We start from the raw sequence: 24,711 nt of genomic DNA, 5'->3' as shown, positions 1-24,711 counted from the left end.
TTCTATCTATTTGAATATAATATTAAAAATATACCAACCATTATTCCTGCTAAAGGGATTAGTTTCTTGCGTTTGTTTTTTTCTTTAAAAATCAAGCCTCCAACTACAACTGCAATAAGTATTTGGCTTCTTTTTATAGCAGATAGTAACATAATTAAAGCATCAGGATCTTGTAAAGCTTTAAAGTAGAAGTAATCTGCTGCTTGCAATAAAACACCAACAGCTATAATAGACCATCTAAAAGTAAAGGCCTTTCTTTTTTTTGGAAAAGGAAACCAAGTTATAGATAAAATGACTAGTAAAATTAGAATCGTATATAAGCAAAACCAAAACTGAAGCGTTTGTGGGTTTAGAGTTAGTCTCTGAATTAAAAACTTATCATATAAACCACTAGAAGCACCTAAAAAAGTGGCAACAATAATCGCAAATATCCATTTGTTTTTTTTAAAATTTATACCTTCTTTTTTTCCTATTTTAGAATAAAGAATTACGGAGAAAATAATAACAAAAAAACCAATCCACTGTAAGAAACTGGGACTCTCTTTATAAATCAAAATAGCTCCAATAAATGTAAAAAATGGACCAGCAGAACGTATTGGTGTTACAATAGTTATAGGTAAATGTTTTAATGCTTGATAAGCTAAAACCCAAGAACTAGCCATAATAGCAGATTTAATGCATATAAAACCATGTGTTTGCCAATTAATTTTTTGAAAATTATAACCATTATTTATAGCATATTCTGGATAGAAGATGGATAGCATATAAAATAGCGCTACAAAAATAAATCCACTAGAAACTGTACCTAAAAGAACAGGAAATACTTCATTACCTTGCACAGCATGTTTTTTACAAAGATTATGTAATCCCAAAAAAAGTGCAGCCAATAAACCTAGATACATCCACATGTCGCGAATATAGTTAATTAGTCAATTTTGTGATTATAAAGTATGGCGATTTTTATAATATTAATCAGAAACAAAAACGGTTAAGTAATAATAAAAAAGAACTTCAATATTTACATTTTTATGCTACAGTATTCTTACAATAATTTGTAATTTTAAACACTTCCTAATTAACTGTTTGAATAGTAGATATATAGTATTGAATCATAAAAAATGATTGTAAAAAAAGACATAACATTAATTTTTGTTATAGTAATACATAAACTATTTTAAGTAATTTGAAGCCTTTAGAATAAAACATATGAAAAACGAAACTCAAATAAAATGCCCTAATTGTGGTACATCTATAGATGTTCAAGATATTTTATCTCATCAATTAGAAGAAGAGATAAAACAAAAATATCAGTCACAAATTGCAGAGGAAAAAAAGAAATATGCCACTCAGCAAGAAAAATTAAAACAAGAAAAGTTTGATTTTGAGCAAAAGAAAAAGAAAGAAAACGAACTTTTTCAAGAGCGTTTAGAAAATCAATTAAAACAAGACAAAAAAGAAATAGAAGCAAATCTTAAACGAAAATTAAAAGAAGAGCAGTCTGACCAATTTGATGCTTTACAAAAAGAACTAAATGAAAAGTCGGAACAAGTTAAAGAGTTAAATCGATCTAAAGCAGAAATAGAAAAACTCAAAAGAGAAAAAGGAGAATTAAAGGAAGCAGCAGAAGCGGAAGCACAAAAAAAATTAAATGAAATTTTAATAGCAGAAAAAGAAAAGATAAAAAAATCGGAAGAAGACAAAAACGAATTGCGTTTTAAAGAAATGCAAAAACAATTAGAAGACCAAAAAAAGCTTACCGAAGAAATGAAACGTAAGCAAGAACAAGGATCTATGCAATTGCAAGGAGAAGTTCAAGAATTAGCAATAGAAGAATGGCTAGCTTCAAAATTTCCATTAGATACTATTGAAGAAATTAAAAAAGGGGCTAGAGGAGGAGATTGTATTCAAATAGTGCATACTAGAACAGAGCAAAATTGTGGGTCTATTTATTATGAAAGTAAACGAACAAAGGATTTTCAGCCTAGTTGGATTGAAAAGTTTAAAGCAGATATAAGAGATCGAGGAGCAAATATTGGTGTGTTGGTAACAGAAGTGATGCCTTCCGATATGGATAGAATGGGATTGAAAGATGGTATTTGGATTTGTAATTATGAAGAATTTAAAGGCCTCTGTACTGTTTTAAGAGAAGGGATTTTGCAAGTAAATAACGCTATTATTACCCAAGAAAACAAAGGAGATAAAATGGATTTACTTTATGATTATCTTACGAGTACTACTTTTCGAATGCAAATTGAAGCTATTGTAGAAGGGTTTACCCAAATGAAATCGGATCTAGATAGTGAAAAACGTTCCATGCAAAGAATATGGAAACAAAGAGAAAAGCAAATTGAAAAAGTGGTGACCAATACCATCGATATGTATGGTTCTATAAAAGGAATTGCTGGAAATGCTATTCAATCGGTTAAAGCATTAGAATTACCAGAAGGTGATGAAGAATTAAATTTGTAAATGCCTAATTTATAATAAATTGAAAATTAGTCAATTAATATCTTGCAACTTACAATTAATGGCACCATCTTTGCAAAGTATTAAATAATAATAAATTAAATTACAATGAATAAAGGAACAGTAAAATTTTTCAACGACACTAAAGGTTTTGGATTCATCACCGAAGAAGGAGTTGATAAAGATCACTTCGTACACATTTCTGGATTAATCGATGAGATTAGAGAAGGTGATGTAGTAGAGTTTGACTTAAAAGAAGGAAACAAAGGATTAAATGCAGTTAACGTAAAAGTTATCTAAGACATATACTTAAGTTTTATAAAAGCCTATCCAAATTTGGATAGGCTTTTTCATGTTTTAAAATCAAAATAAATGGCACAATCTAAAATGCTTATTTAAAAGTGTGACGCTGTTCTTGTGTTGCAGAGGCATTTAATAGTTGATGAAAAGTTTTAATCGAATCAAAATTTTGCGTAATAGCATTAGAAACAGCAATACCAGATATCCCTGTTTTTAATATATCTGCAACATCATTAGTCGTTATTTCTCCAAAACCAAGGATCGGAGTTTCGGTTTTTAAAGCTTCCGTAATTGCTAAAAAACCATTTAAACCTAAAGCAGAACTATGTTTACTTTGCATTTCTACTGCTTTAAAAGGACTTAAAGTAATATAATCTACTTCTTTAGCAATTAATTTTTCACAATCTTGTAATGTATTTGCTGTTGCTCCAATAATTTGCCAAGGATATAATTGTTTACGAGCAATAGAAGTGAAGGAGTCGATTTTTTCTATATGAATTCCATCAGCTTTAATTTCTTTAGCTACTTTAAAATATTCGAATATTATTAATCTAGTTTGAAAATGAGAAGTGATTTTTATAGCTTCTTTAGCTATTTTTAATACTTTTTTTTCGGAAGCATTTTCTATACGTAATTGTACCAATTCTGCTCCCGAAGTGCATGCTTTTTGTATGTTCTCTAAAAGCTCTTTTGGTGATTCTCCTTGTGATATATAGTGTAACTTTGGTATAATCATATTTTATTTTTCTGTGTAATTAAGTATTCTTTTGCGTTTTCACACAAGGCTTTCTAAGGCATAAAAAATTCGATTTTGTGCATTATCTTGCGAGCCAAAAACAGACCGAAAAAGTTCTCCGTTTTTTGAAATTATTAACCATTGTGGCGTTCCTTCTGCCTGAAATTGGTCGTAAACTTTATGCGATTTATCCATATAAATAGGAAATGGATTTTCACCACTAGTAAAAATACTTTTAATATTTTCTTTTGTTCCTTCTCTATGCATAAAATCGGCATGAATACCTGCAACTTGAATGTTTGGGTATTGTTGTTGCAATTTATAAGCTAAAGGTATTGCTCGTCCTGTGCAACCTAAACAATCATTATTGTAAATAAGAAGTAATTGTACTTTGTTTTTATACAATACCATTAAGTCTGTAGCAACACCATCTAAATCTAAAACAGGAATGGATTTTATGATTGTATTCATTTTATATTTATATAAGTTAGTTTAAAAGTTTTGTTCCAGTTTTTAAAAAAGCCCTCTAGATTTTAATTCCAGATATTTATTAATGGTATCTCCTGTTAAATTTTCAGGTTCTGTTAATACAGATGGAATACCATATTTTTTTAATGCTTTTACAATTCTCTTTTTTTCATGCATAAACTTCTCTGCAATAATAGTATCGTAAACATCCTGTATGTTTTCAGACTTCGAATGTACTACAGTATTTAATTCGGTGTTTTTAAAAAATACAACCAATAGTAAATGGTTTTTTGCCAATGCACGTAAATAGGAGAGTTGTCTATTTAATCCATCCATAGTTTCAAAATTGGTATATAAAATAAGTAAACTTCTGTTGGTTATTTTTCTTTTTACTGCAGCATATAAACTACTAAAATCCGATTCCGAAAAATCTGTTTTTATATTATATAAGGCTTCCGAAATTAACTGCATTTGCGAGTTTCTTTGTTCTGCAACAATAATATCTTCTAGTTTTCTTGAAAACGATAACATGCCTGCCTTATCTTGTTTTCTTAAAATAACATTACTAATGGCTAAGGTTGCATTTACGGCATAATCTAATAAACTAATATTATTAAAGTGCAATTGCATAGCACGCCCTTTATCAATTATAGAATAAACTGGTTGCGATTTTTCTTCTACATATTGATTAATCATTAATTGATTTCTCTTTGCAGTAGCTTTCCAATTTAGCGTTCGTATGTCGTCTCCAGAAACATATTCTTTAATTTGTTCAAACTCTAATGAATGTCCAATTCTTCTTACTTTTTTAGATCCGTAAGAAATAGTTGCATCAGTAAATGCTTTAAAATTAAAATCTCTTAACTTTAAAAACGAAGGATAACATTTTAGTTCTTTTGTATCTCCTAAAATATATTTTTTTGTCGCTAACTGAAGTGGAGTAGAAGCATAAATATTTACATTTCCAAAATGATAAACACCTCTTTGTGTAGGTTTTACATCGTAATGAATTGTTTTTTCTTTTTTTGAAGCTAACTTGATATTAAAAATAAAATCTCGTTTTTGAAATTGAAAAGGAAGTTCTTCAATAACCGATAAATTACTTAAAAACGAATAGTTGTTTTTTATTTGAAGTGTAATTTTATTGTTGTCTCCATTCGATAATCTTTCGGGTAAAAAACGTGAGACTTCCACACCTTTTTCAATAACAAAAAGGGCATAAACATCTACAAATACTAAAAGGGATAAAATACCTAGTAATATTTTAGAGATATAGAAAAAAACAGGCACAAAAAAACCAACTACAAATAAGAAACAAATACCTGCTAAAATGTAGAATAATCTATTGTTTAAAAATAATGTGCTGTATAATTTTTTCATGTATTTATCTAGGAATTTCTACAGCTTCAATAATTTGCTCAATAATTTGTTTGCTGGTTACTCCTTCCATTTCTCTTTCTGGAGTTACTATTACGCGGTGTTGTAATACAGGAATAGAAGCTCTTTTTATATCTTCTGGTGTAACAAAATCTCTACCATCAATAGCTGCAAATGCTTTCGAAGCTTTTAAAATTGCTATACTTGCTCTTGGTGAAGCACCTAAATACAAAAAGGAATTTGATCTCGTATTCACCACAATATTGGCAATGTATTTTAATAAATTTTCTTCCAGATTTATTTGATTAACAATGGCTCTATATTTCTCGATTTTTTCACCAGAAATTATAGTTTCTATTTTTTCAGTTTTTTTGATGTTCTCTAAAGCCTGCTCTCTGGTTATAATTTCTAGTTCTTCTTCAGCATTTGGGTATTCTACATTAATTTTAAATAAAAACCTATCTAATTGTGCTTCAGGTAATCTATAGGTTCCTTCTTGTTCTATTGGGTTTTGTGTCGCCAAAACAATAAAAGGTTCTTTCATTTTATAGGTTTGCCCATCTATAGTAACTTGTTTTTCTTCCATAACTTCAAAGAGTGCTGCTTGCGTTTTTGCTGGCGCTCTATTAATTTCATCTATTAAAATCATACTGGAAAAAATTGGGCCTTTTTTAAATTCGAAATCGGAAGTTTTTGCATTAAAAACAGAGGTTCCTAAAATATCGGAAGGCATTAAATCTGGTGTAAATTGAATGCGACTAAAATCTACATCTATTGTTTTAGAAAGTAATTTAGCTGTAATTGTTTTTGCAACTCCAGGTACACCTTCTATTAATACATGTCCGTTTGCTAAAAGGGATACCATTAGAAGGTCCATCATATCTTTTTGACCAACAATTACTTTCTTTAATTGTTTCTTTATTTTAAAAACAGCTTCCTGTAATTCGGATACATCTATTCTGTTTTTAAATTCTAAATTATCTGAAGCTTCTAAGTGATTCTGTTCTTCCATAAGGTTATTTTTTAAAGAAATTTTCTATCATTTTGTTTAATACAATCAGGTCTACTTCTGTGCATTCCGATTTACTATTTAAAGCAATAATGGTGTTTATTAAATATTTAGTACTACTGATTTCGTTATTCGATTTTAAAGCTAATTTTTCAATAAACTCACTATTTAAGTTACTGGTATTAATTAAATATTTCTCTCTAATTTTTTCTAAAAAGTAACTTATTTTTTTATCTACAAGGTTTTTATGATCTTCTTCTTCTAAATACAAATTAGCAATAGTTTGCGCAAACTCTATAGTTGAGTTTTCTAATGGTTTTATAATTGGGATAGCTCTTTGTTTTCTTCTGGCGTTAAATACCATAAATAATAGCAATCCGAAAAAGGAAACTATTAAAAACCATTTTAATGTTGGATGTTTAAAAAAGAATTTAAAAACAGAATCCTGTTTTTCATTTCTCGTATTAGCATATTTACTAGATTTAATTTGTGGATCCCACAAAATGGTTTTAGAAGGCAAATAAGAAAAAAGGTTTTCTACATAATTTTCATTGCCATTTAGCATGTAGTAATTGGTGAAAACTATAGGGTTTGTATGCAAATATACTGCTCCTTTACCATAATAAATTTTAATAAAATTTGGTTTTTTTTCGCCATTTACTTCTAGGCTTCCTAATACGATAGTGTTGTTTTTATTATAGGTTTCAAAGTAGTTTCTTCTAATATTTCTGTCGAAAAAAAATGGTTGATCTTTAAAAGTTTCATTTTCTAAAAATAACTTTCCGCTTAATTGCTTTAATGCTTCTGGAGCATAAATGTCTTTGTCAAGATTGTTTATGGTAAATTTTAATGAATCTTGAATATGATCAGAAAAATGATGAAGGGAGAAAAAAGCATTACTACCTTGTTTTACAGCGCCTAATAAATAATCTAAGCCATCTGCATCTATTTTATAAGCACTAGACTTAATACAAATATAGTTGCCAAAATCATTGTCTTTTCCATTGTGAAAAAGATAGTCGTAAATGTTTTCTTTTAAGTAATGTATTTTGTTTTCTGAAAACAATTCTTCCGCTTCATTATAAACAATATAAGTACCAAAAGGACTTTTCTTTTTCTCTTTAAAATTTTCGTACCAATTGGTTTTATTGCAGCTTAGAATGCTGAATAAAATAAGGAGTACGAGATACTTTTTTATGTTTTTAAAGAAAATCAATGCATGGAATTAAAAATGGATTTATATTTTTTTTCTACGGTTTTAAACGTAAGTGCATCTATAGGAAATTCGCCATACCAAACATAATTATATATGTATGATACATCTGCAAATTGTTTTCTAATCTGCTTGTTTTCTATTTCGAATACATATTCTGTATTGGTTTTATCTTTATGATAATCAATAGCATTATTATCGGTTAAGCGTTTTAATAAGGATAAATAATAATATCTTGTTGCTAGTCTGAAATCGGAATTTAAGATCGCCTTTTCCAGAAGTTTACTAAAATCTGCTTCGTGTATATTTTCTTCTTCATACACTAGTTTTTCTGCTGTTTTATTTGAATTTTTATTAAAATTCCAAAAAGCTATATCTGTTCCAAAAAAAGTTTTTAAAACAATTAGCACAATAACTAACCCTAAAAGAAACGGAAAAATATAGCTCATAAAACTTCCAAAAGCTGCTAAAAATCCAAAATTATTAGATGTAGAATTTTCTGGTATTACTTTAGGTTCCGGTTTTTTTAAATCATCAATATAAATAAAATCTTTATCGTTATATTTTTCTTTTAAATCCGATTTAAACGCCCTTTTTTCTTCAAAATTTGTACTTTTATTTTGCACAATAGGATCGTTTTTAACTTGCGTATAATCTTCATCATACTCTTGAGAGTATCCAAAAATAGATATTAATAACATGAAAAAAAGCACGTGTTTTTTCATTATCTTAAACCATGTTTTTTTGCTACTTGAAAAGGTAGAATTAGATAATAATAGCTAATAGTAACTAAACTGAATAGAATAATTGCGAAACAAAAAACGACAGGCATTGTATTGGAGTATCTAGTAATATATCCTTCTAAAAAAGCAGCAATAATGGTAAACGGAATGGTGCTAATAAAGATGTAAAATGCTTCTCGAACCCCTTTTTTAAAAGATTCGAATCTTTTAAAAGTTCCTGGAAATAGCATGCTTGCTCCAATAATGTAACCAGCAGCAGCTTCTATAATCATTCCGAAAATTTCATACGTTCCATGAATCCAAATCCCTTTTAAGCTATCTAATAAACTATTATGTTGGTAAAATAAAGCTTGAAACACAGCCACCATAATGGCATTATAAACGATGTAAAAACCAGTGCCAATTCCAAAAAATAATCCCGAAAGAAACATGTTTAATCCTACACGTTGGTTATTATCGTATATGCCAATAAAAGTTCCCCAATTACTACCACCTTTATAAATAGCCATGGCATCTCCATTTTCAATATTTTCTAGTGTTTGGTTTACATATTCATTACCTAAAATTTGTCTAGCAAAAGAAGCATCATTTAAAGTAGAAAGCAATCCTATAAAAAAACAGATAAAGAAAAAGATAAAAGAAATATAAATATATTTTCTGTGCTGGTATGCAACAAGAGGAACTCGATCAAAAAAGAAATTCACTAAAATATTTTTATCCTTTCTTTTTGTATGGTATACCTTATCGAAACTAGTTTTTGCTAATTTATTTAAATATACAGTAACCTTACTTTTGGGATAATAGGTTTGCGCATACACTAAATCATTCATGATTTTAATGTGCAGATTTGCTATATCGTCTGGGCTTTTTTTTTCTTTATTTAAACTTATTTGCTCAAATTCAAGCCATTTTTCTTTATTTTGCTTTATAAAAGCGACTTCTCTCATTAAGGCGAATTTAAACATTGCATGAAAAGACTCCAAATAAAAACTGCACAAAATGTAAACATCCATTTTACCATGGCAAATGTAGGCCAACGTTTGTTAGCCTTTGTAATAGATAACATTATAAAATTTGCATACCTATATTTTGTCATCTCTTTTTTTGACTTTAGTTTAATAGAAAATACTTTTGATAATGACCAATGGACTATAAAAGCTATAGACGTTTTGCTTTTTTTGCCAATTACTTTTTACTCTTTATATTCTGAAATTTTATTAAATGGACAAACCATAGGGAAGAAGCTACTTAAAATTAAAGTAATTAATGAGGATGGCTTTAAACCTTCGATTACAGATTATTTAATTAGATGGTTTTTAAGAGTTATTGATTTTAATTTTTTCTCTTTGGTATTTATTTATATCGCTTCGTTAAACTTAGATAGTAATGAGTTTTTATTAGTTACTATCTTTATAATTGGAAAACTTATTGGCTTTTTAATGATACTATTCACAAATAAAAGTCAACGTTTAGGTGATATTATGGCAAATACTGTTGTTATTTATTTAAAAGATGAAGTAAAGTTTTCAGATACTATCTTAGAAAAAATTGCAGAGACCTATAAACCTGTATATCCTGCTGTGATTAAATTATCGGATAATGATGCCAGAATTATTAAAGAAACATTTATAAATGCATCTAAATTAAATGACTATAAAACCCTAATTAAGTTACGCAATAAAATATTAGAAGTAACCGAAATTAAATCTACAAATACTAGTGACAGAGAATTTATTGATACGGTTTTAAAAGATTATAATTATTATACACAGAATATGTGAAAATTGTGGAAAAGTTTAAGAAACTGATTTTCAATTCATTTTCTAATGAAAAAAGTAAACATTATATTCGTTAAAAGTAAAGAGGCTACGTTTATTCTAATATCGAAAATTGAATGCAAAAAGAAAACCTAAATTCATCCAATACAACAATAAGTAACAATAATTTAGACGCTAAACAACTTGAAAAAGATCGTATTATAGAAAGGCATTTACGTTTTCAAGACTTATTGATTAGCATTTCTACAAAATATATTAATTCTGACTTATCGGATATTGATAAATTAATAAAGGAATCATTGAAACAAATAGGTGAATTCGTAGCATCAGATAGAAGTTATATTTTTTCATATGATTTTGTTAGTAATACCTGCGCTAATACCTATGAGTGGTGTTCTAAAGGCATAGAACCAGAAATAGATAACTTACAAAATATACCTTTAGATTATATTACGCATTGGTTAGAAGCTCATAAAAAAGGAGAAGCTTTTTATGTAGAAGATGTTAGCCTTTTAGAAGAAGATGGAGAGTTTGGTTTACGTGCTATTTTAGAACCTCAAGGTATAAAAAGCTTAATAACAATACCAAAAATTAAAAACAACGAATTAATTGGTTTTATAGGTTTTGATTCGGTTAAAAAATTAAATAGTTATTCTAAAAACGAACAAGAAATCCTTTTTGTTTATGCCAATATGCTTGTTAATGTTATTCAAAAGAAGGAATATGAAGAACGTATAAAAGAACAGGAAAAGAAAAAGGAAGAATTATTAAAAAGTTTATCTATTCAAAATGAGGAACTAAATGAATATGCACATGTGGTTTCGCATGATTTAAAAGCTCCTCTAATAAATATTCACACTTTAGTAAGTTGGTTTATGGAGGATAATAAGGATGCAATAGATCTAAATGCCTTTAAACCTTTACACCAAGTATTATTTAATGTAGAAAAAATGGATTTTTTAATTAAAGGAATTTTAGACTATTCTACTATAGATAAAATAGAAGCAGAAGATAAACTCGTAAATTTTAATTTAATCATTAAAGAGGTATTACAAACCTTATTAATACCAGAGCATATACAAATTCGTATTCAAGAAGATTTACCAAGCATATTTGGAAATACCTGGAGGTTTAAACAAGTTTTTCAAAACTTAATTCAAAATGCTATAAAATATTGTGATAAGCAAAACGGATTAGTAGAAATTGGATGCATTGAAAAAGATACACACTATGAGTTTTTTGTAAAAGACAACGGCATGGGGATTAAATCGGATTATTTTGATAAAATATTTAAAGTATTTACCAAATTAGAAAGTACCGGTTCTTCTTCAGGAATTGGGCTTTCTATTGTTAAAAAAATTATTAATTATTATAATGGTTCTATTTGGCTAGAAAGCCAAAAGGGGATTGGTTCTACCTTTTATTTTACTTTTTTAAAATAAAAGAAACGTGATGGTTTTAAAATTTAAATGTTATTCAGCATTTGTCCAAGTTTCATTTATAAAAACTAAATCCTTTTCAATTCGTTTTAAAACTTCTTTCTTAGCTATTGTTAAGCTTGTTTTTCCTTTTTCGGCTCCACCTAAATCATATTCTGCATGAAGCGATACTGGAACATCAATTTGATACTTTTTAAGTAGTGAAAAATATCGATTAAAATCAATCATACCTTCTCCCATAGGTACATTAATTGGTTTCCATTTCCCATCCACTTTTCCCCATTTAAAATCTTTTAATACTATAGAGTTTATAAAAGGGTGTATACGTTTTAAACCAAGTTCCCAACTTTCTCCTCCTTCTACAACAGCATGTCTAATATCGTATTGGCAACCTATAAACTTACCATTAGTAACCTCCAAAATTGGAAGTAAATCCCAAACAGGTGCACCAACATGGTTCCCTGCATGATTCTGGTAACCACCAATAAGGTCTAGTTTTTCATTAAGTTTTTCTAAATCTTGTGCTTGTTTACCATAAAGCTCCTGACTTTCAATAATTGATTTTTCTTCAGGATACTTTAACCAATCGGTTCGATAATGAGAAAACCCCAGTTTACTAGCAGTTTGTAAAACGTTTTGATTTAATACGCTTTTGGTATTCCAAACATTTGAAGAAAACATTTTTGAAGAAAGACCATGTTTTTGCATCGCTTCAACCGCTTTTGGTAAATCTTCAATTACGTTTTCAGGCAGCACATGTCCTTTTCTTCTTACTGTTAAATCTAAACCATTAAAACCCATTGCTGCTGCTGCTGCAGACATATCCTTATAATTTAGAAACTGTAAATGCTTAGAAAACAAATGTACTTCTAATTGTTTTGGTGATTTAGTAGTAAGTATAGGTAGTTTATTTGAAAAAGATAGTAAAGGAATACTTGCTAATGCTATAGAAGAAAGTTTTGTAAACTCTCTTCTAGAATACTTGTTTAAATGCTTAGTCATATTTTTTCTTTTTTAATAATCTCCTTCTTTTACGATTATAAATGTAAGGATTACTTTAATTAAAAGGTATAAAACTAATATTAATGTTAAAATAGTATAGCATTGTGATAATATGGTTGTTTTGCATATTGTATTCTAGTCTTATATTGAAAACCCTAACTGTATAGAATGAAACATAAAGTAATTGATTTTTTAAATCACTAAAAAGAAACATTGTATACGCCTTAATATTTAAAAGCTTCAGAGGTTTCTGAAGCTTTTATGGTTTATTAAATAGTACTTTTTCTTCTTTCTGTATTTATGCCAAAAAAAGCCATCGATAAAATTCCCCTTTTTGTATAGACAATATCTGCAAACATCTATTTCAGTTTAATAGGTCTCTATATAATTTCACCTTTACAGTGTTAAATAAAAACACAAAAAAATGAAATTATATCTAATCCTTGTAAGCTTATTATTGGTGCAGCTCACTTTTGCTCAGGAAGCTTCTACAAATATTACTTCAAAAATATGGTCTTTAGAAGATTGTATTGATTATGCAATTGAAAATAACATTACTATAAAAGATGCAACTCTAGATAAAAGTATAGCAGAAGTAGATTATAAAAAGGCAAAATCTTCAAGATTACCAAACCTATTTGGTAGTGCTTCCCAAAATTTTTCAAGCGGAAATACGATAGACCCTATTACAAGTAATTATGTAACAGACCAGATAAATAGTACAAATGTTGGAATAAATAGTTCGGTGACCTTGTTTCAAGGAAATCAAATTACAAATCAAATCCAACAAAATAAATTGTTTTTAGAGCAAAGTATTTTTGAAGAGGAAGTTGAAAAAAACAACATTGTTTTAAATATTTTAGAAGTCTATTTACAAACGCTTTACAGTAAAGAAAATATCGCTATTGCGGAAAACAATGTAACCGCTTCTTTAAAAGAAGAACAAAGAGCAAAAGCACGTTTAGATGCAGGAACCATTGCACTAAGTGATTATACGGAAGCGCAAAGCCAAGCTGCTACAAATAAATACAATGTTATTGCGGCTAAAAATGAGTATCAACAATATATCATTGCGTTAAAACAATTATTAGAGTTATCGCCATTAGAAGACATGCAAATTGAAACTATTGATGATAACATGGACTTAGTAAATCTAGAATTAGACAAAATGAAAGTCTATAATAATGCGATTAGTTTTTTACCAGAAATCCAGTCCAGCATTCTAAATGTGAAAGCAAATGAAAAAGAATTAGATATTGCTAAAGGTGCTTTTTTACCAACATTATCCTTAACAGGTAGTATAGGTTCTGGGTATACTAGTATTAATGACAATACTTTTTCCGATCAGTTTGATGTTAATTTTAATCAAAAATTAGGCTTGTCTTTAAGTATTCCAATTTTTAATAGAAATCAAACAAAAGCAGCTGTAAAAACGGCAACTCTAAATATAGAAAAAGCCGAACTTCAAAAGCAATCTACAGAAAAAGAAGTATATAAAAAAGTAGAAACTGCTTTTCAAAATGCAGTATCTGCTCAAGAGCAAGTAATTGCTTCCGAAGCTTCGAAATTTGCGGCAGAAAAAAGTTATGAATTAGCTCAAAAAAAATATGAGTTAGGTGCTTTAAGTACTACCGATTTAGTGATTAGTCAGAACACATTTACCAATGCGCAACAAAACTATTTACAAGCTAAGTACTTAAATATTTTATACCACCAATTATTACAATTTTACCAAGGAAACGATATTAAAATTTAATCAACAAAACAATGAAAAATCAAAAGAAAATCATAATAAGTAGCATGATACTAGTTGTATTAGCTATAGTAGGCTATAGTTTTTTTAAAGGAGACGATACTATAATTATAGAGCCTAAAACGGTTACAGCAAAAACAGCGAATGTAACTACAATGGTTACAGCAACAGGTACTATAGAACCAATAAATCAAGTTGATGTTGGTACACAAGTTTCTGGAGTTGTAGAGAAAGTTTATGTCGATTATAATAGTATCGTAAAAGAAGGGCAACTAATAGCAGAATTGGATAAAACGAATCTTAATGCATCTAAAACACAAGCACAAGCTGCTTATGATAATGCAGTAAGTCAAAGAAATTACACCAAAACGATTTACGACAGACAAAAAACGTTATACGATAGTCAGGTAATTAGTAAATCCGATTTCGATGATGCTGCATACAATTACGAAACAGCAAAAGGTACTGTTACACAGCGTTATTCCGACTTACAATCGGCAAGAACTAATTTAGGATATGCTAATATTTATTCGCCAATTGATGGTGTTGTTTTATCTAGAGATATAGACGAAGGACAAACCGTTGCTGCAAGTTATAGCACACCAACTTTATTTACTATTGCGCAAGATTTAAAAGAAATGCAAGTAGAAGCAGATGTAGATGAAGCAGATATAGGACAAGTAACTGAAGGACAACGTGTAGAGTTTACAGTAGATGCCTATATAGGGGAAACTTTTAATGGAATAGTGACACAGGTTCGTTTAGACCCTACAATAACCTCAAATGTAGTAACATACACCGTGGTAATTAAAGCAGAAAATGAAGATCTAAAATTGAAACCAGGCTTAACTGCAACCATTTCGATTTACACTTTAGAATTAAACGATGTATTAACAGCAGAAGCAAAAGCGATAAATTTTAAACCAGAAGCTGCAATATTAGCAAGCTATAATTTAGATCATAACTTACCAAATACTTCAATAAGTACTTCTGAAAATGAAAAGACACTTTGGGTATTAGGTAACGACCGAAGTATTACTCCAAAAACAATAACATTAGGAGCAAGTGATGGTGTAAACGTACAGGTTTTAAGTGGGATTTCTAAAGGAGATGAATTAGTATATAGCCTAAAAAGTGTATCCAAATCGGAAGTAGTAGGTCCACCATCCGGAACAAACGAAAGCCCTTTTATGCCACAACGTCCAGGAGGAAACAAGAAAAAATAAAAACCATGAGTAAAGAAATCATAAAAATAGAAGATTTAAAACGGGAGTTTACCATGGGAACCGAAACAGTTCATGCATTACGAGGTATTTCGGTCACTATAAAAGAAGGGGAGTTTGTTACCATCATGGGATCTAGTGGATCTGGTAAAAGTACCATGCTTAATATTTTGGGATGTTTAGATCAGCCTACATCTGGAGTGTATGAAATTGATGGTGTTAGTGTAAAAGATTTAAGTAGAAATCAATTAGCAACTATCAGAAACGAAAAAATAGGATTCATATTTCAATCGTATAATTTATTAGCTAGAACATCTGCGATTGAAAATGTAGAGTTACCATTATTATATAACAGTAAGGTATCTACAGAAGAACGAAGAGAACGCGCTATAAAAGCTTTAGAAATGGTTGGTTTAGGGGAAAGACTACAGCATACACCTTCGCAGCTTTCGGGAGGACAACAACAGCGTGTCGCTATTGCAAGATCGCTAGTTAATAATCCAGTAATGATTCTTGCAGATGAAGCTACAGGAAATTTAGATACACGAACTTCTTACGAAATTATGTCCCTGTTTCAAGAATTAAACAAACAAGGTATTACAATCACATTTGTAACGCACGAACCTGATATAGCAACTTTTAGTAGTAGAACAGTGGTTTTAAAAGATGGCGAAATCATACAAGATTATCAAAATCATAATGTGCAATCTGCATCCGCAGAATTAGCAAAATTACCTAAACAAGAGGATTAATTATGAGACTATTCAATTTATTTAAAATCGCAACAAAAGCAATCATTCTTAATAAAACAAGAACATTGCTTACCATGTTAGGTATCATCATTGGTGTAGCTTCTGTAATAGCTATGTTAGCTATTGGTGAAGGCTCTAAAGAAAGTATTCGTACTACCATCTCGGCAATGGGTTCTAATATGATTACTATTAGACCAGGAGCAGACGATAGAGGTCCTGCTAGAGGAAGTGGTGGAGAGGTACAAACTTTAACGCTTAAAAATTTCGAAACTATTAAAGAACAAGCAACTTTGTTAAGTTATATGACACCGGTTGTAAATGGAAGCGGACAGGTTATTAACGGTTCTAACAACTGGCCAAGTACTATTTATGGAGTAAATCCGGAATATCTTAATATAAAAGTGGTGGATTTACAAAGTGGAAGTATGTTTACAGATGCAGAAGTACAATCTGCTTCAAAAGTTGCTGTAATTGGGCAAACTGTTGTCGATAATGTATTTCCTGATGGGCAAGAGCCTGTTGGGCAAATGATTCGTTTTAATAATATTCCATTTAAAGTTATTGGAGTTTTAGAAGAAAAAGGCGAAAACACTTTTGGTCAAGATCAAGATGATGTGGTTATTGCACCATACACTACGGTACAAAAACGTATTCTGGCTATAGATTACTTAAATCAAATTATGGCATCAGCAATTAGTGAAGACGATGCTCCTGAGGCTGTAACGCAAGTAACAGATATTTTACGAACAGAACATAAGCTTCTGGATTATGAAGACGATGACTTTACTGTTCGTTCTATGGAAGAATTAATATCGACCTTCAGTTCTACCAGTGAAATGTTAACTATTCTTTTGGTCGCAGTAGCAAGTATTTCCTTGTTAATTGGTGGAATAGGAATTATGAATATTATGTATGTTTCGGTAAAAGAACGTACCAAAGAAATAGGTTTACGAATGGCTGTAGGAGGAAAGGGCTCCGATATATTAATGCAATTTCTTATCGAGGCTATTTTAATAAGTATTACAGGTGGTGTTTTAGGTGTTTTATTAGGGCTTGGAGCCACAGTGTTTATAGAAAAATTCTTAAATTGGCCTACAAGTGTTGCTTTATATTCTATTGTCATTTCATTTGCTGTTTGTGCTGTAACAGGTATTTTCTTCGGATGGTATCCTGCGAGAAAAGCTTCGGCTTTAGATCCTATTACCGCATTACGTTACGAATAATTAATTCTTAAAATCATACTTCCTATGAAATCATATCCAAATGCAACAAGTATGCTTTGTTCTATTCTGCTTTTTTTAAGTTGTAAAACTGAAGAAAATAAAACGGTAAAATACACCGATAATGACATTCATTTTGTATTGACAGATACAGGACAAGATAAATTTTATGATAACGAAGGAAATCAAATAGATAAACCTAGTATAGACAATAAATTTTACGGTCAAGATGCACAGTTTACAGGTATGCAATCTTCATATACTGATAATGGAAATGGTACTATAACCGACAATAACACAGGTTTAATGTGGCAAAAAACACCAGATTTTAAACATCATAATTTTTACGATGCTTTCAATTATGTGGATAGTCTTGAAATTGGTGGTTATACAGATTGGAGAATGCCTACCATTAAAGAATTGTATTCACTTCTTAATTCTAATGGCGAATTATACCCCCAAGATTTAGAAAAATCACAGCCTTACTTAAACACAGATTATTTCGATTTTGAATACGATAAACGCATGCCGTATGCCGGACAATATTGGTCGAGTACAAAATATGTAAAAGGACCATTACAGAACATAAAAATGGAAGGTGCCTTCGGATTTAATTTTGCTGATGGACATATTAAAGCTTATGAAACGGGTTTGTATTTTGATGGTAGCGAAGGTGTTCATGATCCAGGAAACTATGTAAGAGCAGTTAGAGGAACAGAAAATGTGTATGGTGTAAATGATTTTGTGGATAATAAAAACGGAACAGTTACCGATAAAGCAACCGGATTAATGTGGCAAAAAGCAGACGATGGCAATACTTACAATTGGGCTGAAGCATTACAAGTAGCTAAAAACAGTAAAATAGCAGGTTATATAGACTGGAGGTTACCTAATACCAAAGAATTACAGAGTATTGTGGATTACGACAAAGAAACTTTTCCTGCAATAGATGAAAACTTTTTTGAATGTACTGATGATAGTTGGTTCTGGTCAAGCACAACACAAGGCGATTTTAAATACACAGCGTGTTATGTAGCATTTGGGAAAGCATATAGTAAAGATAATAGTAGTGCGACTGAATACTATGATTGGCATGGAGCAGGAGCACAACGTTCAGATCCTAAAGCTGGAAATATAGAAGACTATTTAATGGAGTCTGTAAATGCTGCAGATTCTCTTAGAATTAAAAATCACATACGCTTGGTTAGAGAAATTAATTAAATTCTCTAAGAAAAAATATTTATTTGAATTAGCTTTTTTAAGCATCTTATTGCTAACAGTTAGCCCATAAATGGCGGATTTTTATAGAGAATTCCCAGCTAGTATTGAAGGGATGGGAAAACTAGGAATAAAAAAATGTCTTAAAATCAATTAAGACATTTTTTTATTATCTACGTTAAAATCTCATCTATAAAATAAAGGTTTTGGTATATTAAATACCCCAAACCATCTATTACATTAAAAATGTATATTGATAAAATTTATCTTTGAAAGACATTGAAAAAAATATAAAAAATGAAAAAAGATATAAACTTCGGGTTATTATTGTTAAGAATAATAATTGCTGGATTAATGCTATTTCATGGCATTGCTAAATTGAAAAGTTTAGCGGGTATTGAAAATATGCTTACTGAAGCTGGTTTTCCAACCTTTATGGCTTACGGCGTATATATTACTGAATTGGTTGCACCAATACTAATTATTATTGGATTTAGAACACGAATTGCATCGTTGGTTTTTTTCTTTGGAATGATTGCCGCACTTGTTTTAGTTCATTCAGATCATATATTTGCCATTTCAAAAACAGGAGGTCTAGAAATTGAGTTACTTTTGCTGTATGCCTTTGGTAGTTTAGTATTCTATTTTACAGGTTCTGGAAGCTATGCAGTATCTACTACTAATAAGTGGGATTAACAATTAATATTATAAAATGCATAAAAATAAAAAAATCAATATCCTTTCACACATTCTAGTTTGGCTTGTGTTATTTAGTTTACCTTATCTTTTGTCTTACGGACAAGAGCAGGAAATTAATAGAATTATTGCTCATTTCTGGATTCCAATAATATTTTATGCTTGCATTTTTTATATCAATTATTTTTTATTTATCGATCATTTTTTATTTGTAAAAAAAACAGCGCAATTCATTTTAATAAATGTTGTATTTATTGCTTTATTCATATTTTTTAAAGAGCAAATTGAAGTCACTTTTTTTGAAGAACTTATTAAAAAATCAGATAAAACGGATGGTGAAGGGCCACCATTTAAAATGTTTGTTTACATACAAATGTTATTTTACATGGTGCCATTACTGTTTTCAATTGCCATAAAAACTACGAAACGTTGGGTGAAAACAGAAGCAGAACGAAAGGAAGCAATTAACTTTAAGCTTAAATCTGAGCTGCAACATTTACATTATCAGCTACAACCACATTTCTTTTTTAATTCGTTAAATAATATTTATGCGATGGTCGATATTTCACCAGATCAAGCGAAAACATCAATTCACAGTTTAAGTAAATTAATGCGTTATATGCTGTATGAAACGAATGTAGAGACTATTCCATTATCAAAAGAAATTGATTTCATGAAAAGATATATCGATTTGATGAAACTTAGAGTTTCAGATAAAACGGTAGTAAATTATAATTTTCCAAAAGAAGGAACTGGAGTTAAAATTGCTCCTTTATTATTCATCTCATTAATAGAAAATGCTTTTAAACATGGTGTTTCTGCTTCTAAAGAAAGCACCATAGATATTACTATGACTTGTGATGAAAAGACGGTTTTATTTACGATTGAAAATGATAATTTTCCTAAAAAGACAGACGATAAAAGCGGATCTGGAATTGGAATTCAAAATATTGAAAAACGAATAGAATTACTTTATCCAAATAAAAACGATTTTAAAACTTTTGTTAAAGACAATCGTTTTATTGGACATTTAGAAATTGATACGAATTAAGTTATGAGCAATATAAAAATTACCTGTGTTGTAGTAGATGATGAACCAATGGCACTTAATTTAGTAGAAAGCTATGTGAAAAAAACACCTTTTTTAGTTTTAAAAAAAAAGTGTAGTAGTGCTATTGAAGCTATGGAGTTCATAAAAACGGAACCCGTAGATGTACTGTTTTTAGATATACAAATGCCAGATTTAACAGGTATTGAGTTTTCAAAAATGTTACCAAAAGAAACACGCGTTATTTTTACCACAGCATTCGATCAATATGCCTTAGAAGGTTTTAAAGTAGAAGCATTAGATTACCTTTTAAAACCTTTTGATTACGCCGAATTTCTAGCTGCAGCAAACAAAGCAAATACTTGGTTTGAATTGGTAAAAGGAAAACAAAAAAGTATAGTCTCTGAAGAAAAAGAATTTCTTTTTGTAAAATCGGAATACAAACAACTTCGCATTAAGCTTGCTGATGTATTGTATTTTGAAGGATTAAAAGATTATATAAAGATTTGGTTGAAAGATAATCCGAAACCTATTTTAACACTCCTAAGTTTAAAGTCGTTAGAAGCAGAACTACCAGACACACAGTTTATGCGTGTACATCGTTCGTTTATTGTGGCTTTAAAAAATATAGATGTTATTGAACGTAGTCAAATTATTATCAATCAACAACGTATTACTGTTTCAGAACAATACAAATCTAAATTTTTAGAATTTATTAATAGTAATTCCCTTTAAAACCTAGTTGTTTGGGTTTCGTCTATAATTCCGCTTCAATGGTATAGAAATAACAAGTGTTTGTAGATTGTCTTTTTCTATGTTATGCACATAAAATACTTTTGCATCATAATTAATAAATCAAATGTATATTATGAAAAAAATTATATTGTCATTGGCTCTAGTATCTACAGTATTTAGTTGTAATACTGTAAAAAATGTAGACACATCTTCAGTTGCAAATGCTGCAACATTATTAAGCTCATTGAGTTCTAATTCTACAGTACAACAAATTACAAGTCTATTTAGTTTATTAGACACTAATAAAGATGAGGCAATAAGCACCACAGAAGCAATTGGATCTGTTGCTGACAACTTTAATGTTTTAGATACAGATAGTAATTCAAGCTTAAACCTAACAGAATTAACAGGTTTATTAAGTTTATTGAAATAATATTTTCTTTGCATTACAAAATAGAAGAGGTATGCTTTATAGCATACCTCTTCTATTTTAAAGCGTAGCGTACCAATGAAATCTATAAAAAATCCTTTTTGGTCGATACAATTTAAGCAACTATCTATTTCTCTTTTTTTGTAGGTGCATTGTAAATATCTTTAAACTAAGATTAAGAAAAAGAGTCTTACTAGTAACAGAAAATGTATAACCTTAAAAATTAAAAATTATGAAATCTTTTATAAAAACATTCGTATTACCATCTTTATTTATGGTAGCTATAACCACACAAGTTACAGCGCAAACACGAAGAAACACAACTACTACTACAACAAATAAAACAGAAAAAACAACTAGAACAACACCTGTTAAAAATAATACGACTACAAGCAGAAGAGTATCTAGCAATCAAGTAACCTATAAAACACCAAAAAAGAAAGTGGTTTCGGTTAGAAATGTACCAAATAGAACAGTCGTTAACCATAAAGGTCAAAATTATTATTATTCTAATAATAAATTCTATACACAATCTAGAGGCCATTATGTAGTTATTGCTCCAAAAGTTGGATTTAGAATTAAAACACTACCAACAAACTATAGAAGGGTACATTTTAACAACGATTATTATTATAATGTAGATGGTATTTTTTACATCAATATAAATAATGAATATGAAGTTGTAGAACCAATGGTAGGTACAGTAGTTTACGAATTACCTAATGATTATGAAAAAGTAGTAATAGATGGTCAAACGTATTATGAGTATGCTAATATTTTATACGAAAAAGTGCAAATAGATGGTACTAGAGCTTACGAAGTTGTTGGTATTATTGATATAGAATAAATGAAAATATAGTGATTAATTGATGAATAGCAAAAAAGGAGAATAGTTGTATTACTATTCTCCTTTTTGATGTGTTTATTTTAGAATTAAATATTCAATCTGCTATATACCATAGATTTATAGCTTTCTCCTATAGGGATTTTTTCTTCTTTTATTACAATTCTATTTTTTTGAATGGATGTAATTTTATTTACATTAACAATATACGATCGGTGTACTCTTATAAAGGTATTTTCAGGTAATTTAGACTGAATTTCTTTAAAGCTCATCAATGTTAAAATAGGTCTAGCATCTTCAGAATGAATTTTTAAATAATCTTTTAAACCTTGAATGTGTTTGATGCTATTAATATCGATTTTTAGATTTTCATATTCCGATTTAACAAATATAAAATCGTCTTCATGCGTTTTAGTTTCTCCACCAGCAGATGAAAAATTTATTGAAGTGTTATTATCATTTAATTTAATCATTTCTTTAACTCTATTCACCGCCTTAATAAAGCGAGGAAAGGGGATAGGCTTCACTAAATAATCTACAGCATTTAAATCAAAACCTTCTAAAGCGTATTGTGGGTAAGCAGTAGTAAAAATAAAATAAGGTATTTTTCCTTCTAAAGATTTTATAAGCTCTATTCCAGAAATGTTTGGCATTTCAATATCCGAAAAAACCAGATCAATAGTATTATTATTTATAAAGTCTAGCGCTTCAATGGCATTCGTAAATGTACTTATTACTTCAATACCACCAATTGCTTGGCAATACGATTCAATAATATCAATCGCTAAAGGTTCGTCATCAATTATTATACACTTCATCATCATTCAGGTTTAAGGTTAAATGTACTTTATAATGTGTTTTGTCTTCATTTATAATCAATTCATGATTGTTTTTATACAAATAATTGAGCTGATTTTCAATATTCTTTAATCCAACACCAGAATTTTTTATATCCCGTTTATAAAGTCCAATTATATTTTCTACTTTAAAAATTAGTTTATTATTCGTTACTTTAATCTTTATATCAATTTGCGTGTTTCCTTTGTAATCTGTGCCATATTTAAAGGCATTTTCAATGAAAGAAATTAATAATAAAGGATATATTTTTAAATTTCTTGTTTCGCCATTAATATTCACTTTAACAGCTTCCGTATTTTTAAGTCGCAATCGTTGTAAAGCGATATAATTTGTAATATAATTGATTTCTTTTTCTAACAGAACTTGTTTGTCACCAACTTCATAAAGCATGTAACGCATTAATTCAGATAGTGTAATTACTGCTTCTGGAGCATCATCCGATTTACTTCTAACTAAAGAATAAATACTATTTAAGGAATTAAATAAAAAGTGTGGATTTAATTGATTTCTTAAAAACTGAAGCTTAATATCTTTTTGTTCATTTTGTAGTTCTTTAGATAATCGATCTCTTTTATAAAAGTCTACTACTAAGCTGAAAATCCCACCTAATAAAAAGATAGATAATGAAAACACTATAGGTATAGCGTGTCTTAAACCAAAAGGACCCCCACGATTATTAGGAGGTTTTGGCATGTTATTTCTAAACTCACTAAAAATTATTTCCTCAGAGATATAATTATATAGAAATAGAAAAACAATAGAAATTATTATATATAAAAACAGTTTACGTCTTAGTAATAAGTAAGGTACAAAAATGGAGTAATTAACATAAAAAAGAATAGGTCGCATAGCTTGCCTTAAATACATATCAGATGGTACTTCTCCCAAATCAATATAAGCCGTTAGCAACGGAAAAATACTTATACATATCCAAACGATGGTGTGTATTATAATTTCTTTATAGGATATTTTCTTTTTCAAATTGGAATAATTAATTACCTTTTATATTTTCTTAAAATTAATATTATTGTTTTGAAGATCTCTTAAATTAATTACTGGAAACCTATCATGAGCAAGTTTTGCTATTACAACTTTCCCCATTTTTTCTGCATCTTCTTTCGATTGAAAAACTTGTTTCCCATTTGCTGCAGGAATATATTCTTGGCGAATAAACAAATTATCCTTGTTATATACCTCATATATCCAAAAATCTTCTTTTGATAAAACCTTTAAAGTATATGGAGATTCTTCTACTATATTCGATACTGAATTTACCGATTGAAAATAGAAAAACAAAATAGTTAGCACCGAAATTGTTGAAAAAACTGCAATATAGTTATATATCTTTTTCATTGTATTTAATTTAAAAAGAGTCAGAACCATACAGAATTACTATATTATTC

At 29.3% G+C, this 24,711-nt stretch carries 26 protein-coding genes; 14 read left to right on the top strand and 12 right to left on the bottom strand.

The genetic code is table 11. From position 1 onward, the window contains the following. Nucleotides 1-2: 2 nt before the first annotated feature. Nucleotides 3-908, bottom strand: a complete 906-nt coding sequence (locus Q4512_RS06975) for a DMT family transporter (RefSeq protein ID WP_303423347.1) — start codon at nt 906-908, stop codon at nt 3-5. Between the two features lie 298 nt (nt 909-1,206). Between Q4512_RS06975 and Q4512_RS06970 the strand changes: the two genes are divergently transcribed. Beyond that, entirely contained in the window at nt 1,207-2,469 is a 1,263-nt protein-coding gene (locus tag Q4512_RS06970; protein ID WP_303423345.1) for a DUF2130 domain-containing protein, read from the top strand. Nucleotides 2,470-2,574: 105 nt separating this feature from the next. Then, a complete protein-coding gene (locus Q4512_RS06965; RefSeq protein ID WP_303423344.1) occupies nt 2,575-2,766 on the top strand; it encodes a cold-shock protein in 192 nt (63 codons plus the stop codon). A 91-nt stretch (nt 2,767-2,857) separates the two neighbouring features. Here Q4512_RS06965 and Q4512_RS06960 read toward each other — a convergent pair whose 3' ends face one another. The 7 genes from Q4512_RS06960 to Q4512_RS06930 are packed head-to-tail and all read right to left on the bottom strand — an operon-like array spanning nt 2,858 to nt 9,259. After that, complete coding sequence (locus tag Q4512_RS06960; RefSeq protein WP_303423342.1) at nt 2,858-3,502, bottom strand: thiamine phosphate synthase; 645 nt, start codon at nt 3,500-3,502, stop codon at nt 2,858-2,860. Between the two features lie 39 nt (nt 3,503-3,541). Then, nucleotides 3,542-3,973: a redoxin domain-containing protein gene (locus tag Q4512_RS06955; RefSeq protein ID WP_303423340.1), complete on the bottom strand. Its 432-nt coding sequence runs from the start codon at nt 3,971-3,973 to the stop codon at nt 3,542-3,544. 42 nt (nt 3,974-4,015) lie between these two features. Next, a complete protein-coding gene (locus Q4512_RS06950; protein WP_303423338.1) occupies nt 4,016-5,350 on the bottom strand; it encodes a DUF58 domain-containing protein in 1,335 nt (444 codons plus the stop codon). Between the two features lie 4 nt (nt 5,351-5,354). Then, nucleotides 5,355-6,359: a MoxR family ATPase gene (locus Q4512_RS06945; RefSeq protein WP_303423336.1), complete on the bottom strand. Its 1,005-nt coding sequence runs from the start codon at nt 6,357-6,359 to the stop codon at nt 5,355-5,357. Between the two features lie 4 nt (nt 6,360-6,363). Continuing rightward, nucleotides 6,364-7,572 (bottom strand): hypothetical protein, encoded by a 1,209-nt coding sequence (locus Q4512_RS06940; protein WP_303423334.1) that lies wholly within the window; start codon nt 7,570-7,572, stop codon nt 6,364-6,366. Next, nucleotides 7,569-8,270 carry a DUF4129 domain-containing protein gene (locus tag Q4512_RS06935; RefSeq protein ID WP_303423332.1) on the bottom strand — a complete coding sequence of 234 codons (702 nt, stop codon included), beginning with the start codon at nt 8,268-8,270 and terminating at the stop codon, nt 7,569-7,571. Before Q4512_RS06935 ends, Q4512_RS06940 begins: the two co-directional genes overlap by 4 nt. 23 nt (nt 8,271-8,293) lie before the next feature. Next, the gene (locus tag Q4512_RS06930) at nt 8,294-9,259 is read right to left on the bottom strand and encodes a stage II sporulation protein M (protein WP_303423330.1); all 966 of its coding nucleotides are present in this window, start codon (nt 9,257-9,259) and stop codon (nt 8,294-8,296) included. A gap of 21 nt (nt 9,260-9,280) precedes the next feature. Here Q4512_RS06930 and Q4512_RS06925 point away from each other — a divergent pair, with 21 nt between their 5' ends. Both Q4512_RS06925 and Q4512_RS06920 read left to right on the top strand, forming a co-directional pair. Beyond that, complete coding sequence (locus tag Q4512_RS06925; protein ID WP_303423328.1) at nt 9,281-10,093, top strand: RDD family protein; 813 nt, start codon at nt 9,281-9,283, stop codon at nt 10,091-10,093. 113 nt (nt 10,094-10,206) lie between these two features. Further along, complete coding sequence (locus tag Q4512_RS06920) at nt 10,207-11,532, top strand: ATP-binding protein (protein ID WP_303423326.1); 1,326 nt, start codon at nt 10,207-10,209, stop codon at nt 11,530-11,532. A 30-nt stretch (nt 11,533-11,562) separates the two neighbouring features. On the opposite strand, the gene Q4512_RS06915 is transcribed toward Q4512_RS06920, so the two are convergent. Beyond that, on the bottom strand, nt 11,563-12,531 hold the full coding sequence (locus Q4512_RS06915) for a sugar phosphate isomerase/epimerase (protein ID WP_303423324.1): 969 nt from the start codon (nt 12,529-12,531) through the stop codon (nt 11,563-11,565). A gap of 424 nt (nt 12,532-12,955) precedes the next feature. On the opposite strand from Q4512_RS06915, the gene Q4512_RS06910 reads away from it, so the two are divergent. The 10 genes from Q4512_RS06910 (at nt 12,956) to Q4512_RS06865 (ending at nt 22,453) form a co-directional block, all read left to right on the top strand. Continuing rightward, entirely contained in the window at nt 12,956-14,287 is a 1,332-nt protein-coding gene (locus tag Q4512_RS06910; RefSeq protein ID WP_303423322.1) for a TolC family protein, read from the top strand. 11 nt (nt 14,288-14,298) lie between these two features. After that, a complete protein-coding gene (locus tag Q4512_RS06905; protein WP_303423320.1) occupies nt 14,299-15,510 on the top strand; it encodes an efflux RND transporter periplasmic adaptor subunit in 1,212 nt (403 codons plus the stop codon). A 5-nt stretch (nt 15,511-15,515) separates the two neighbouring features. Next, nucleotides 15,516-16,259 carry an ABC transporter ATP-binding protein gene (locus Q4512_RS06900; protein WP_303423318.1) on the top strand — a complete coding sequence of 248 codons (744 nt, stop codon included), beginning with the start codon at nt 15,516-15,518 and terminating at the stop codon, nt 16,257-16,259. A 2-nt stretch (nt 16,260-16,261) separates the two neighbouring features. Beyond that, nucleotides 16,262-17,482 (top strand): ABC transporter permease, encoded by a 1,221-nt coding sequence (locus tag Q4512_RS06895; RefSeq protein ID WP_303423316.1) that lies wholly within the window; start codon nt 16,262-16,264, stop codon nt 17,480-17,482. A 24-nt stretch (nt 17,483-17,506) separates the two neighbouring features. Next, nucleotides 17,507-18,700, top strand: a complete 1,194-nt coding sequence (locus tag Q4512_RS06890; protein WP_303423314.1) for a DUF1566 domain-containing protein — start codon at nt 17,507-17,509, stop codon at nt 18,698-18,700. A gap of 294 nt (nt 18,701-18,994) precedes the next feature. Further along, the gene (locus tag Q4512_RS06885; protein WP_303423312.1) at nt 18,995-19,393 is read left to right on the top strand and encodes a DoxX family protein; all 399 of its coding nucleotides are present in this window, start codon (nt 18,995-18,997) and stop codon (nt 19,391-19,393) included. A gap of 16 nt (nt 19,394-19,409) precedes the next feature. Continuing rightward, nucleotides 19,410-20,444: a sensor histidine kinase gene (locus Q4512_RS06880; RefSeq protein WP_303423310.1), complete on the top strand. Its 1,035-nt coding sequence runs from the start codon at nt 19,410-19,412 to the stop codon at nt 20,442-20,444. Between the two features lie 3 nt (nt 20,445-20,447). Next, nucleotides 20,448-21,176 (top strand): LytTR family DNA-binding domain-containing protein, encoded by a 729-nt coding sequence (locus Q4512_RS06875; protein WP_303423308.1) that lies wholly within the window; start codon nt 20,448-20,450, stop codon nt 21,174-21,176. A gap of 133 nt (nt 21,177-21,309) precedes the next feature. Beyond that, nucleotides 21,310-21,609, top strand: coding sequence for a hypothetical protein (locus tag Q4512_RS06870; RefSeq protein WP_303423306.1), 300 nt, complete (start codon nt 21,310-21,312; stop codon nt 21,607-21,609). A gap of 229 nt (nt 21,610-21,838) precedes the next feature. Continuing rightward, nucleotides 21,839-22,453, top strand: coding sequence for a DUF6515 family protein (locus tag Q4512_RS06865; protein WP_303423304.1), 615 nt, complete (start codon nt 21,839-21,841; stop codon nt 22,451-22,453). Nucleotides 22,454-22,539: 86 nt separating this feature from the next. Here Q4512_RS06865 and Q4512_RS06860 read toward each other — a convergent pair whose 3' ends face one another. The 3 genes from Q4512_RS06860 to Q4512_RS06850 are packed head-to-tail and all read right to left on the bottom strand — an operon-like array spanning nt 22,540 to nt 24,661. Then, nucleotides 22,540-23,268: a LytTR family DNA-binding domain-containing protein gene (locus Q4512_RS06860; RefSeq protein WP_303423302.1), complete on the bottom strand. Its 729-nt coding sequence runs from the start codon at nt 23,266-23,268 to the stop codon at nt 22,540-22,542. Then, nucleotides 23,249-24,289, bottom strand: a complete 1,041-nt coding sequence (locus Q4512_RS06855) for a sensor histidine kinase (protein ID WP_303423300.1) — start codon at nt 24,287-24,289, stop codon at nt 23,249-23,251. Before Q4512_RS06855 ends, Q4512_RS06860 begins: the two co-directional genes overlap by 20 nt. 21 nt (nt 24,290-24,310) lie before the next feature. Further along, nucleotides 24,311-24,661 (bottom strand): DUF4907 domain-containing protein, encoded by a 351-nt coding sequence (locus tag Q4512_RS06850; protein WP_303423299.1) that lies wholly within the window; start codon nt 24,659-24,661, stop codon nt 24,311-24,313. Between the last annotated feature and the right edge of the window lie 50 nt (nt 24,662-24,711).

Origin of the sequence: Oceanihabitans sp. 2_MG-2023, assembly GCF_030547245.1 — a bacterium.
GTDB lineage: Bacteria > Bacteroidota > Bacteroidia > Flavobacteriales > Flavobacteriaceae > Oceanihabitans.
The sequence above is the reverse complement of the archived record's forward strand: the minus strand, read 5'-3'. Positions and strand labels throughout refer to the sequence as shown.